This window comes from Mesorhizobium sp. B2-4-18, from assembly GCF_006441385.1.
Taxonomy (GTDB): domain Bacteria; phylum Pseudomonadota; class Alphaproteobacteria; order Rhizobiales; family Rhizobiaceae; genus Mesorhizobium; species Mesorhizobium australicum.
Window position 1 is genome coordinate 345269 of the sequence record NZ_VFUW01000005.1, and the last position, 13052, is coordinate 358320.

The 13052-nt window shown below is 63.8% G+C and carries 12 protein-coding genes; 3 read left to right on the forward strand and 9 right to left on the reverse strand.

Features of this window, described 5'->3' with window-relative positions; translation table 11 throughout:
- Positions 1–9: 9 nt before the first annotated feature.
- Positions 10–1455 (reverse strand): DHA2 family efflux MFS transporter permease subunit, encoded by a 1446-nt coding sequence (locus tag FJ527_RS14925; protein WP_140823481.1) that lies wholly within the window; start codon positions 1453–1455, stop codon positions 10–12.
- Positions 1456–1735: 280 nt separating this feature from the next.
- On the opposite strand from FJ527_RS14925, the gene FJ527_RS14930 reads away from it, so the two are divergent.
- Positions 1736–2065, forward strand: a complete 330-nt coding sequence (locus tag FJ527_RS14930; RefSeq protein WP_140617504.1) for a hypothetical protein — start codon at positions 1736–1738, stop codon at positions 2063–2065.
- A gap of 37 nt (positions 2066–2102) precedes the next feature.
- On the opposite strand, the gene FJ527_RS14935 is transcribed toward FJ527_RS14930, so the two are convergent.
- The 7 genes from FJ527_RS14935 to FJ527_RS14965 all read right to left on the reverse strand — a co-directional run bounded on the left by FJ527_RS14935 (position 2103) and on the right by FJ527_RS14965 (position 9016).
- Entirely contained in the window at positions 2103–2885 is a 783-nt protein-coding gene (locus FJ527_RS14935) for an ABC transporter ATP-binding protein (RefSeq protein ID WP_140791513.1), read from the reverse strand.
- Positions 2886–2895: 10 nt separating this feature from the next.
- Positions 2896–3759 carry an ABC transporter permease gene (locus tag FJ527_RS14940; RefSeq protein ID WP_140617506.1) on the reverse strand — a complete coding sequence of 288 codons (864 nt, stop codon included), beginning with the start codon at positions 3757–3759 and terminating at the stop codon, positions 2896–2898.
- A 28-nt stretch (positions 3760–3787) separates the two neighbouring features.
- Positions 3788–4798, reverse strand: a complete 1011-nt coding sequence (locus FJ527_RS14945) for an ABC transporter substrate-binding protein (protein WP_140617507.1) — start codon at positions 4796–4798, stop codon at positions 3788–3790.
- 265 nt (positions 4799–5063) lie between these two features.
- Positions 5064–5795, reverse strand: a complete 732-nt coding sequence (gene hutC / locus FJ527_RS14950) for a histidine utilization repressor (protein WP_140617508.1) — start codon at positions 5793–5795, stop codon at positions 5064–5066.
- A 1-nt stretch (position 5796) separates the two neighbouring features.
- On the reverse strand, positions 5797–6825 hold the full coding sequence (locus FJ527_RS14955; RefSeq protein WP_140823482.1) for an alcohol dehydrogenase catalytic domain-containing protein: 1029 nt from the start codon (positions 6823–6825) through the stop codon (positions 5797–5799).
- A gap of 15 nt (positions 6826–6840) precedes the next feature.
- Positions 6841–8163 carry a histidinol dehydrogenase gene (gene hisD / locus FJ527_RS14960; RefSeq protein WP_140823483.1) on the reverse strand — a complete coding sequence of 441 codons (1323 nt, stop codon included), beginning with the start codon at positions 8161–8163 and terminating at the stop codon, positions 6841–6843.
- 79 nt (positions 8164–8242) lie between these two features.
- Positions 8243–9016: a glucose 1-dehydrogenase gene (locus FJ527_RS14965; RefSeq protein WP_140724316.1), complete on the reverse strand. Its 774-nt coding sequence runs from the start codon at positions 9014–9016 to the stop codon at positions 8243–8245.
- 304 nt (positions 9017–9320) lie between these two features.
- On the opposite strand from FJ527_RS14965, the gene FJ527_RS14970 reads away from it, so the two are divergent.
- The gene (locus FJ527_RS14970; RefSeq protein WP_140724313.1) at positions 9321–10604 is read left to right on the forward strand and encodes an FAD-binding oxidoreductase; all 1284 of its coding nucleotides are present in this window, start codon (positions 9321–9323) and stop codon (positions 10602–10604) included.
- Positions 10605–10805: 201 nt separating this feature from the next.
- On the opposite strand, the gene msuE is transcribed toward FJ527_RS14970, so the two are convergent.
- On the reverse strand, positions 10806–11366 hold the full coding sequence (msuE, locus tag FJ527_RS14975) for an FMN reductase (RefSeq protein WP_015319100.1): 561 nt from the start codon (positions 11364–11366) through the stop codon (positions 10806–10808).
- 707 nt (positions 11367–12073) lie between these two features.
- On the opposite strand from msuE, the gene FJ527_RS14985 reads away from it, so the two are divergent.
- Positions 12074–13045 (forward strand): SDR family oxidoreductase, encoded by a 972-nt coding sequence (locus FJ527_RS14985; protein WP_140661607.1) that lies wholly within the window; start codon positions 12074–12076, stop codon positions 13043–13045.
- The last annotated feature ends 7 nt before the right edge of the window (positions 13046–13052 follow it).

Below are 13052 nucleotides of genomic sequence, written 5' to 3' on the forward strand. Positions count from 1 at the left end.
CGACACGACCTATTTGCGAGATCCCTTGATGTGGCCGCTAACTTGAACGCCGTCTTCGGCGCGCAGGTACAGGAAGCCCGGAATCGAGAGCAGCGGGATGATCGCGGTCAGCAGGAACACCTGATGAAAGCGTTCCGGCGTCAGGACATGGCTTTCGCCCGCAATCAGGCCCAGCAGCATCGCGGCGATCGAGACACCAAGCGACACGCTGAGCTGTTGCAGCACGCCGCCAAGACTGGTGGCGCGGCTGAGCTTGTCGGCCGGCAGATCGGCGTAGGAGAGGGTGTTGGATGTCATGAACTGCGCCGAGCGGACGATGCCGAACAGAAAGACATAGAAACCGATCAGCCAATGCGGCGTATCGGGACCCATCAGGGCGAAGCCCGCCACGGTGGCGGAGCCGACGAGCGCGCTGCCGACCAGCACCACACCGAAGCCAAAGCGCCGCAGCAGCGGCGACAGCAGCGGCCGCATGAGCAGCGCCCCAAAGCTGCCGACGAATGTCAGCGAGCCTGATGTGACCGGGCTCATGCCGAAGCCGACCTGCAGCATCAGCGGCACCAGGAACGGCGCGCCGTTGAGACCGACGCGGCACAGGCCGCCCGCCAGCGTGCCGACCCAGAACGAGCGGAACCGAAACAGCGTCAGGTCGATAGCCGGCGCCACGACGCGGCGCGCATAGCGCCCGAAGGCAAGCAGCAGCAACGCGGCCGCGGCCAACACCAGCACCGTCGCGGACCCGGGAATGACCGGCCGGCCGATATTCTCCAGCCCGAACTGCAGTAGTGCCACGCCAAACCCCACCATCAGGAAGCCCGGGACATCGAAACGCTGCACCGCCTCGCCATGGAAGTCGTCGACGAAGCGCAGCGCGGCAACGATACCAAGGCAGCCGAACGGCACGTTGACATAGAATATCCAGCGCCACGACGCGTAGGTGGTCAGCAGGCCGCCGAGCAGCGGCCCGATGACCGGCCCCATGATGGCCGGCAGGGTCATATAGGTCATGGCGGTGATCAGGCCGCTGCGCGGAAAGCTGCGCAGCAGGATCAGCCGGCCGACCGGCGTCATCATGGCGCCGCCCAGCCCCTGCAGGGCACGCATCGCCAGCAGCATGCCGAAACTGTCGGCCATGCCGCACAGCGCCGAGCCAAGGGTGAAGGTAAAAAGCGCCAGCGCGAACACCCTGCGCGCGCCGAACCTGTCGGCAAACCAGCCGCTGACCGGGATGAACACGGCGAGCGTCAAGATGTAGGTGGTGATCGCAAGGTTCAGACGGACCGGCGTCGTGTCGAGACTTTGCGCTATTGCCGGGATCGCGGTGGTGATGATGGTGGAATCGAGCTGCTCCATCAAAAACGCGATGGCGACGATGATCGGAATGATCAGCCGCAGCCTCGGGTCGCGCTCGGTGGCAAATTGAGGCTGTTCCAATGCTCTGGTCAATTCCGTCATGCAGATGGCTTCTACCGGCCAAAGTGGCTTGTCCCGGTTCAAAGGCAAGATTGCCTTGCCGGCCAGCCGGGCCTGATCGCAGGCCCTCTTGTGATCCGGCAAATCGGCGAGCGGTAGTCATTTCCGCTTCGCTGGAAGTCAACAAATCTTGACCGGCACCACGAGTGCCGCGGACAAACACTGCCCATTTCAGCGAGCGCCGTCCCGATTTCGTGAAGGAACGTGTGCAGCGAGCCGGGCGTTCTTTCCCATATGTCTCGAATGGCAAGGAGACATGCTGATGAGAAAGCGAAGCGTATTCCTCGGCTCCCTCGTGGTGCTGTTGGCCGCGAGCGCCGTCCCGTTTGCCGCTGTGGCCGATGCCGCCGTCACCAGGCACCATTATGTCCGCGTCAACGCCGCCCATAATGACCACGCGCACGCCGCGAACCGCGGACGCGGCCACCGTCACGGTTGGGTCGGCAGGGGCTGGACCGGCGAGAATTCGGCCGACAATAACGACTGGATGGACAGCTACTACAATGGCTACGGCAGCTACCGGGGCCGTGCCGACGACTTCTGTGGAACCATCCAGTGGACGCTCGGCCTGTGCGGTCCCCACGGCCCATGATACCTGTCCGCCGGCGGGCCTACGAAGGTTGCTGGCACTACACCATTTCGGGACGTCTTGACGCCTCGCGAATCGCCTTGTGCACGCCGCGCTGCAAATCCATGAAGGCCGGCGTTTCCATCACTTCTTCCCGGCGCGGGCGTTCGATGTCGACGTTGAAGGTCTGCATGATGCGTCCCGGGCCGATCCCCATGACGACGATGCGGTCCGATAGATAAACGGCCTCCTCCACGTCATGCGTGACGAACAGCACCGTGAGCCGGTGCTCCTCCCAGATCTGGGTCAGCAGTTCCTGCATCTGGTGTCGGGTCAAGGCATCGAGCGCGCCGAAGGGTTCGTCCATCAGCAGCATTTTGGGGCGATAGGAGAGAGCGCGCGCGATGGCGACGCGCTGTTTCATGCCGCCCGACAGTTCGGACGGGAAGCGATCGGCGCTTTGCGTGAGCTTGACGAGGTCGAGATGCTCGAGCGCGATCTCGCGGCAGGCGGCGCGATCATAGCCGGCGGCCTTGAGAGCAAACTCGATGTTCTGCCGCGCCGTCAGCCAGGGGAGCAGCGTATAGGACTGGAAGACAACACCACGGTCGAGGCCCGGCTGCAGGATCGGCGCGCCATCGATGCTGAGATCGCCGGCGTCGAAATCCTGCAGTCCAGCGACGATCGACAGCAGCGTGCTCTTGCCGCAGCCCGACGTGCCGACGAGGGAGACGAACTCGTTGTCGGCGAGGTCGAGATTGATGTCCCGCAGCACTTGCGTGCGCCGCTCGCCGGTGCCGAAGCTCTTGTCGAGACCCGCGATGCGCAATTTGGGAACAGTCACCGGCGGTTCCTCATTGCTGGTGGCCTTCCTGCCGAAACAGCACCTTCTCCAGGGCCTTCATGACCTGATCGGTGATGAGGCCAAGCACGCCCAAGAGCAGGATGTAGCCGATGATGGTGTTTGTCTGGAAATAGCGCTGCGACACGGTGATGCGATAGCCGAGGCCGGATGTCGCAGCGACGAGTTCGGCCAGCACCAGCCAGGTCCATGCCCAGCCAAGGCTGATGCGCAGCGTGTCCCAGATGCCCGGCAAGGCGCTGGGAACGACGATGCGCGTCAGGATCTTGCGGTCCGGCAGGCCGAGCGTGCGCCCAAGGCCGATGAAGTCGGCGGGAACCCGTTTCACATTGTCCATGATCATCAGCACCTGCTGGAAGAAAGTGCCGATGAAGATGATCAGGAATTTCTGGGTATCGCCGGTGCCTGCCCACAGGATGGAGAGCGGCACGAAGGCGACAACCGGCATGTAACGGATGAAATCGACCAGCGGCTCGATGGCCGCCTCCCAGGAACGGAAACTGCCGATCAGCACGCCGATCGGCATGGACAGTGCCGAGGCGAGGAGGAAGCCGATGGAAATGCGGTACATCGAAGCCCTGAGGTCGAGCCACAAGGTGCCGTCGGCGGCGAGCTTGGCGATCTGGGTCGCAACGCTGCCCGGCGACGGCAGGAAGATGGGTTTCACCCATCCCAGCCCGGTCGCTGCCCACCAGGCAAGGCCAAGGCCAACAAAGACGGCCACCGCTATCGCAAGGAAACGCGACCGGGCGATGGGCACGCCGATCCCGGAGGATCGGCGTCGCCTTGCCTGTGTTGCGGCGGGCGCTCGTGCCGGGCGGGCCAAGCCGGTTTTCGCGGGAGGCTCCCCGGACATCCGCGTTACCACCGCGATCCGGATCTCGTCACTGCGCCGCCTTGACGAAGGACGGATCGATCATCTGCTCCGGCGTCACATCGGCCTGCAGAAGCTTGGCGTTCTTGGCGGCCGCTTCGACATCGGCGAATGTCTTGGTGGTAAACTCGCCGGTGAGCGCCGTCTTGTTTTCGGCGAGCGAATAGTAGCGCACCCCGTCGAAAGCGGTGTTGAGATCCTTGACGTCGGAACCGACCGCCTTGGCGATGATGGCGCGGCCGCCGGGGGTGTCGGCGTTATAATCCTTGAGCGCGGCGTCCCAGCTCTTGATCATGGCCAGCACCTGGCCGGGTCGCGATTTGATCACCTCGTCACGCACCACCAGCACGTCGCTGATCAGGCCGGGATCCTCGCCGGCGGTGAACAGCAGCTTGACGTCCTTGTTCTGCGCCATGGCGACAGTGAGGTACGGCTCGTAGGTGACCGCGACCGGCACCTGGCCCGCGATCAGGGCGCCGCCGGCGTCGGCGGCAGGCATCGGAACCGGCTGGATATCGGCGACCGACATGCCGTTCCTGGCGAGCGCGTATTTGAGCAGGATGTCGCTCGTCGTGCCTTCCTCGAAAGCGACCTGCTTGCCCTTGAGATCGGCGATGGAGGTGACATCCTTGCCGGCGACGATGGCGTCGGCGGTCATGGAGACATCGAGCAGCAGCACGATCTTCACCGGCAGACCGGCCGCAACCATGCCCATCGCCGTGTGGGTGGCGATGTTGGCGGCGTCGAGCTGGCCGCTTGCGAGCGCCGCGTTGATGTCCTTGTCCTCGGCAAAGTTGACGATCTGGACGTCCGACAGACCGTTTGTCTTGAACAGTCCCTTGGCCTCGGCGACGTGCCATTGACCATATCCAAGCCAGGGCTCGATGCCTATCTTGAACGATCCAGCTTCAGGTGTCGTCGGGATGGCAGCATCGGCTGCGTGGGCCACCGGGGCGGTGGCGAGCCCGATCGCGGCGGCCATCACGAGCGCGCGAAATTGTCCTGCTAGGTTAAGCGTCATCTTTCGTTCCCCTTGATGATCAGACCGCTTTTTACCCAGGCATCCGGTCTGGTGAGACTGCGGGGTTCTGCTCTTGCGGCACTGTGCCTCGGCGTCTTGCCCGCCACTTCATGGTTGAAGCGCTGACATATTTCAGCGGCAGCGGCAGCGGATGTCAAGGCTGAAATACATACATGCATATACAAGTTGGAGAGACTCAAATTTCAGGTTGATCCCGCTCGGCGGCTTGCATTGGCCCGTCGCCTTCAGCTCGCTCCCGTCGCCTTCAGCTCGCTTTGGAAGGCGAGTAGCGGCTGCCGAGCGAGTAGCGGCTGCCGGCATAGGTCAGCTTGCTGATCGTGGCCACGATGGCCCCCGTCCATGTCCGGCGATGCAGGAGAAGGCAGCAACTGCCGACATCGATGCCGAGATGCTGTGCGGCCTCCTTGTCGGCCGGGATGGCGGAGATGATATGCTCGACCTCGGTCACCGGCGTCTTCTGCATCAGGTAGTCATAGGTCGCTGTCTTGGTGAAGTCCTGCTTGTCGTAGTCGGGGATCAGGCCCGGATTGACGAAACGCTCCTCCAGTTGCACCGGCAAGTCGTTCTCGAAATTGACGACGACGGAGTGATAGATCGAAACCCGCTTCGCAAACTCGAACGACAGTGCCAATTCCTTGCTCGGCATCATCGTTTCGAGAACGAGGACTTCGGAGCGGTGGCTGTTGCCGCGCTCGACGATCTCCGCCGCGATATTGTTGATCTCGATCAGCGTCGACTGCGGCCGGGGCGGCGCGATGAATGTTCCCACACCCTGCAGCCGGATCAGGAATCCCGCCGAGGTCAGCTCCCGCAGAGCCCGGTGGACCGTCATCCGCGACACGCCCAGTGACGCCACTAGCTCATTCTCGGACGGCAGCTTGCGGTCCTTGCCCCACCGGCCCGTCCCGATATTGGTCAGGATATAGTCCTTCACCTTCTCGTAGAGGGGGCTTGCCGTGTCGGGCAAATCGATCATTTCAAAAATCCTTTCCGGCAGGTTGCCGCATGCGGATGATTGTTTTCAAGCCATCGCTGCTTCCCGCCAACAGCCGCTCATAGGCGGCTGGGATGTCGTCCAGACCGATCTCGCAATCGACCAGGGCCAGCAGCGGTTCACTCAGCTCACCCAGCATCCGGACAGCGTCGGGCAATTCGTCCGCGAAAGCATGGCAGCCGAGCAACGCGATCTCGCGTTCGACAAGAACATTGGGGTCGATGTCGAGGCGGCCACGGAAGATGCCGACCATCGCTATCGCACCACCAGGATCGAGAACGCCGAGCAACTGGCTGAACGCCGCGATGCTACCGGTCGCCTCGATGGCCGCCAGCAACGGGACATTGGCGGTCGCGGCTGCAATGGCCTCGCGGTCGAGATCGACGATCGTGGCGCCCGTCACCCGCGCCACGCGGGCGCAGCGCGCCTGGTTGCGGTCGGCGACAAGCACCGTGCCGGCGAAGGTTCGCGAAAGCAACAGCGCGGCAAGACCACCGATCGGCCCGCAGCCGACGACCAGAACCGAACCTACCGTCTTCGGCAGACGCCGCACCGCGTGCAGCGCGACGGCAAGCGGCTCGGCCATCGCCGCGACGCGCTCGTCAAGGCTCCCATCGATGACATGCAGCAGACGTGCGGGCAACACCGCCTGTTCTGCAAAGCCGCCGTCGCAGATTTCGCCGACGAAGCCCAGCGCAGCGCAGAGATGCCGCTTGCCGGCACGGCATTGCGCGCAGTCTCCGCACCAGAAACGGGAATCGGCGACGACCCTGTCGCCGACGGCAATGGTATCGACGCCCTCGCCCAGCGCGATCACCGTGCCGGTCAACTCGTGGCCCGCCGTCGAGGGCGCCCGGCTTATCCATTGGCCGGTGCGGAAATTGTGCAGGTCCGAACCGCAGATGCCGGCGGCATCGACCCTGAGCTTTACCCAGCCGGCATCGGGAATGCCTGGCGCGGCGATGTCCTCGACGCGCAGGTCGCCCGGTCCATAAAGTCGTGCCGCCCTCATCGCGATCGTCTCCGCTCAGCCGGCGAGATAGCGGTCGCGGATTTCCGAGACCGCGTTTTCGTGCGAGCTGAAGCCTTCGTAGCGGGCGAGCCTGCGGGCATGCTGCGCCAGTTCCGGATACGCGGCCGAGGTGACATAGCCGACCGAAGAGCGCTTGACGAAATCCGTCACCGAAAGCGGCCCGTAGGTTCGCGCCCAGCGGCTGGTCGGCAGCACCGCATTCGGCCCGAGGACGAAGTTGGCAAGGGTTACCGGCGTATGCGGGCCCATGAGGATTTCGGCCGCCTCGGTGATGTGGCCGAGATGCGCGAACGGCTCCTTCGACAGGATTTCCAGATGTTCGGGCGCGTAGTCGTTGATGAAGCGATAGCTTTCCTCCAGCGACGCCGTCAGCACGATGCCGCCGCGCTTTCCGGTCAGCACCGCGCGCGAGAATTCCACACGCTGTTCGGTCATCCGCGACCAGTGGTCGGGAAGTGCAGCAAGGGCTGCCTCGGCGACCTTTCGGCTGTGCGTCACCAGATAGGCTGAAGAATCCGGCCCGTGCTCGGCTTCGATCAGCAGGTCGAGCGCGGCAAGGCCTCCGTCGACGCTGTCGTCGGCAAAGATGATGGCCTCCGACGGTCCGGCCGGCAGGCCCGTATTGATCATTGAGGACAGCACGCTCTTGGCCGCCACCACCCAGGGGCTGCCCGGGCCGACGATCTTGAGCGCCGGCTTAACCGTCTCGGTGCCGTAGGCGACGGCGGCAACGGCTTGCGCGCCGCCGCATTTATAGACGGTTTCGACGCCGGCAAGGCGAGCGGCGACCAGCGTGGCCGCGTCCACCGAACCATCCGAAGTTGGCGGCGTCACGATCGCGATCCGCGGCACGCCGGCAATCACAGCCGGAACCGACGTCATCATCGTCACCGATGGAAAGGCGCCCTTGCCGCGCGGCACGTAGAGCGCGACCGATGCGATGGGCGTATACCGGTCGCCGGCATAGGCGCCCGGCCGGATCTCCTTGAGCCACATGGTCTCCGGCTTCTGCTCCTCATGAAAATGCCTGATATTCTCGATGCCGAACCTGATGCTCTCCACGACTTCCTTCTCGACCTTGTCGAAGGCCGCATCGAACTCCGCTTCCGACACTTTCAGTCCGCCTTCCCTCACATTGGCCTTGTCGAACTCCCTGGCGAAACGGATCAGGGCGGCGTCACCCTCTTCCCTGACGGCCTGGATGATCGGGCGGACCTTTTCGACGAAGGCCGACAGATCGCCTTCGGCGCGTTTCAGCAGACCGGCCCGTTGCGTGGTATTGAGGGATGACAGATCGTGGAAGCTGATGTCGGACATGGGTGCTCCTTCTGTTCAGAGCAATGCGCCGGCCGGTCACATTGCGGAAGACTTTGTTCTCTAACCTGGGCGAGCCGCCTCAGATCGATGCGAGGAAACCGCCATCCACCGGAATGGACTGGCCGGTAATGTAGGCTGAGGCATCCGAAGCAAGGAACACGGCGACGCCGTGCAAGTCGCGCAGATCGCCGAAACGATGCTGCGGGATTTTGGCGAGTATGGATTGCCGCCACGCTTCGTCGGCGTAGAACACCTCCGTCATCGCCGTCCTGAAATAGCCCGGGGCGATGGCGTTGACCCTGATGCCAAGCTGCGCCCATTCCGCTGCCAGCGCCCGGGTCATGCCGAGCAGGCCCGACTTGGACGAGCCGTATGGCACCGCCGTCGGAATGCCGACTTCTGAAGTCAACGAGCAGAGGTTGATAATGGCGCCGGGCCGCCCGGCGTCCCGCATCTGCCGTGCCGCCGCCTGGGCGCAGAAGAACGCCCCTTTGAGATTGGTATCGACGATCCGGTCCCACAGCGGCTCGTCAACGTCGAGCGAGGGCCGGACCTCTTCCACTCCGGCATTGTTGACGAGAATGTCGAAGCCGCCAAGCAGGCGGGCTGCCTCGGCGATGACCGTGCGGCACTGGTCGACATCGGTCACGTCAAGCGCAATGGCGTGCGCAACCCCGCCGGCCGCGCGGATGGCCGCCGTCGTCTCGTCAAGCGAGTCCAGGCTACGCGCCGTGACCGCGACGTCGGCGCCGGCCGCGCTCAGCGCCCCGGCGATGCTGCGGCCAATGCCACGGCTGGCGCCGGTGACAAGCGCCTTCCTGCCGGAGAGGTCGAAAAGAGAAGCGTCGCGCATGTGATCCTCCTTGGCCGCTCCATAGCCCAGAGACTACCAGATCGACTTACATATACAAGCATATACAAACAAAGCTGATTGCGATAACGTGACGTCAGCCGCCGCACCAGGATCGCGTAGTTGGCTCTTCATACGAGATGCCACGGGCGGCAGCCCTGTCGCAAATGTCGTAACCTCCCGAAAGCAAGCAGAATTGCCTGGCGTACCCGACACGAAAGTCTGGGTCTGCCGCGCGTGCGGGATATCGGCCATTGAAAACTATCGTGCCCCTCGAGCCGGCCGCCTTGTCGTGAGAGCCTCGTCCATGAACGAAAGCAGCCCGCCCCGGAGCCTCTATCGCGATACGGCTGGCGGCACCGGCAACTACCCCTCCCTTGCCGGCGCGCAGCGGGCAAGGGTCGCCATTGTCGGCGCTGGCTTGACCGGCCTGTCGACTGCCTTGCATCTGGCGGAAGCCGGCGACGACGTCTGCGTGCTCGAGGCCTATCAGCCGGGATGGGGAGCCTCGGGCAGGAATGGCGGCCAGGTCAATCCCGGCCTCAAATACGATCCCGACACGATCGAAGCCATGTTCGGCCCCGAGCTGGGGTCGCGGATGATCGACTTCTCCTACGGTGCTCCGGATTTCACCTTCAGCCTCATCAAGCGCCTGTCGATCGATTGCGAGGTCCGGCAGAACGGCACCATACGCGCGGCCATCCGGCCGCAGCCGGCAGCCGCGGTGCGGGCCACGGCCAACCAATGCGAGCGGCGGGGGATGCCGGTCGGCTTGCTTGACGCAAAAGCGATGGCGGCGCGAACCGGCACGGACAGATACATGTTCGGCATGTTCGATGCTCGCGGCGGCGACCTCCATCCCTTGAAATACGCGCGTGGCCTGGCGGCCGCCGCGCGGAAGGCCGGCGCGCGGATATTTGGCGGCAGCGAGGTTCTCTCGCTCAGCAGGCAGGCCGGGCGCTGGCTCCTCGAGACCGCAAACGGATCCGTCAGCGCCGAGAAGGTCCTTGTGGCGACAAACGGCTACACGGGAAACTTGTGGCCTGGCCTGGAGCAGTCGCTGGTTCCGGTGTTCAGCGCCATCGCGGCGACCGAACCGCTGTCGCCCACGGTCGCGGCCGCAATTCTTCCCGAAAGGCCGGTCGTCTACGAAGCCGGCAACATCACCGTCTATTACCGCATCGACGTCCAGAACCGGCTCCTCATGGGCGGACGGGGACCGATGAGGCCCATCGGCGATGCTTCCGCCATCCGCTATCTCACCGACTATGCGCTACGGCTCTGGCCGGCGCTTGCTGGAGCGGGGTGGACACATGGCTGGAACGGCCGGGTCGCGGTCACCAAGGACCATCTTCTACACGTTCACGAGCCGGAAGACGGCGTGCTGATCTGCCTTGGCTACAATGGCCGCGGTGTTGCCATGGCCTCGGCGATGGGCAATGCGCTGGCAAACCGCCTTCGCGGCGACGAGACCATTCCCTTCCCGATGCCGATATCGGGGCTGAAGCCGATCCGGCTCCACCGCTTCTGGCCGCTTGGCGTCAGAGCGGCGATCCTTTCGGGCCGGGTGAAGGACCGGTTCGGCCGATAACGGAAAAATACGCCGCTATGCTCCGGTCTTGGCATCGGACAATCTTCGGGCGTGGTCGTCCATGCATGCGGAGCATCAGCGCCTGCTGATTTGCGACCGTGCACTGCAAGTCGCCCTGCGGCGCGCAGGCGCGTTCAACGGCCGGCTTCAGCCAAGCGCCTCAGCGCGCCAGCGGTCGGAGCGGGATATGTTCCGAGCACGCTACTCGGCGGCTATCCTGGCGCGCTGCCGGCCGAAGAGCGCCAGACCGACATCGTCCACGGCGAGGCCAATGCGGGTCTGGATCGCTTCGGATGCCAGCACGCCATCAGCGAAATCTTTCTCCGAGGCGTATATGGCCGTCGGCAACGCAAAGGCTTCGAAAAAGCCGAACAGCGGCCGCAGCTGATGCTCGACGATCAATGCATGGCGATCGCCGCCGCCGGTCGCCGCCAGCAGCACCGGCTTGCCCCTGAGGGCCGCCGGATCGACGAGATCGAAGAAATGCTTGAACAGCCCGGTATAGCTGCCTTTGTAGGTGGGCGAGCCGACCACCAGGACATCGGCGGTCAGGATCCGCTCGAGGACGGCGCGGGCCTGCTCGTCCAGGTCCCGAGTGGCTTTGGCATTGCCAAGGCTGGGACCGAGATCGACGATGTCATGGGTACTGGCGGCGAGGCCGTATCGTCCGGCGATCTCCGTCACGATATGGTCCACGAAGCCACGGGTCTTGGAGGGCCGCGTGAAATTGCCGGAGAAGCCGACAATGGCCGGATTGGTCATGATGGATGCCCTGTGATCTTTTCGAACCAGTTTGCCAATGTCCATAGTTTTTATAGACATTGCTGCCGAACAAAAGGAATTCACGGTCGCCGTGGGACGAAATCGGAAAAGATTTTTCTCCCGGGGAGCCAGATCGCCCGCCTGCATGCCGGATGATGACGTCACCCGATCCAGATGCACTTGGCAGCCGTCGCACGCGAAGGGCGATGCGACCGGTGGCGAAAAGGGGGACCATCACCGTTTGTTCGGAACCTGATCGCCCGGCGGCTGTTTTCCGTTCAGCCAAATACGGAGGAAGCCATGGCACGCGACAGAACCGAATATGAAACCGGCGCACGGAAGTATCCCGCCAGGACCGGCCCGGATCCGAACGATGATTTCTCGGTTGACGCAGCGGGCAACAAGCCGCCGGCAGGCGGAATGGGGCTTACGCGACCGGCGGATCAGACAAATGAAGAGACACACCAGTCAGAAGGACAGAACCCGCCTCGCAAGGCGACGCCCAGCCCCGCAACGGAGAAGACATCCGGCGCGGGCCCGGCGATCTCCGAGCACTCGAAGGACGCGAAGGCTCCAAGGTCGGGCCGCCAACCCGGCGCCTATGTCAAGGACTGACGCGGACGGGGGCGATACCTTCTGACAAGCCATGCGCCGCGCAGACCGCCGGTCTGCCGCGCGTTGAACTTTCTTCAGCCGAGGAGACGACCATGCAGACGAAGTCACAAACGGCCGGTGAAGTCGCCAAGCAGCGCCATATCCAGCGCGGCATCGATGCCAAGGACAAATCGAAGCGCAACGGAAAGGCGGAGCACGCCATGCAGGCAGGCGCGCGCCCCTATCCCGAGCCGCCCTTCCCCAAGCAACATCAGGCGAAACCCGGGCATGAAGCGGCGATCGAGCCTGCTCCGCTCTACGATGCACCCTACTATGTCGGATCAAAGAAACTCGAAGGGAAGGTGGCTCTCATCACTGGTGGCGATTCGGGTATCGGCCGCGCGGTCGCGGTTTTGTTCGCTCGCGAAGGCGCCGACATCGCAGTCGTCTACCTGGCCGAGGACAGGGATGCCGAGGAGACAAAATCCGCTGTCGAAAAAGAAGGCCGACGCTGCATCCTGTTGAAGGCCGACGTCAGTGAACGCCAGGACTGCCACGATGCCGTGGCGACCACGGTCGAAACATTCGGCCGCATCGACGTGCTGGTCAACAACGCCGCCTTCCAGATCCATTCCAGCGACTTCGGCGACCTGACCGAAGAACATTTCGACACGACGCTGAAGACCAATCTCTATGGCTATTTCCATATGGCGCAGGAAGCCGTGCCCCACATGAAGCCGGGCTCGGCGATCGTCAACACGGGTTCGGTTACCGGCATAGAAGGCTCGAAGCAGCTGGTCGACTATTCGATGACCAAGGGCGGCATCCATGCTTTCACGCGCGCGCTTTCGGGCAACCTCATCGCCAAGGGCATCAGGGTGAACGCGGTCGCGCCTGGCCCGGTTTGGACACCGCTCAATCCGTCCGACAAGGAAGCCGACGACGTCTCGAAATTTGGCGCCGACACGCCGATGAAACGGCCGGCCCAACCGGAGGAACTGGCTCCCGCCTATGTTTTCCTCGCCTCCCCGCACTGTTCGAGTTACATCACCGGCGAGATCCTGCCGATCGTCGGCGGCTACTGAGGTCAGC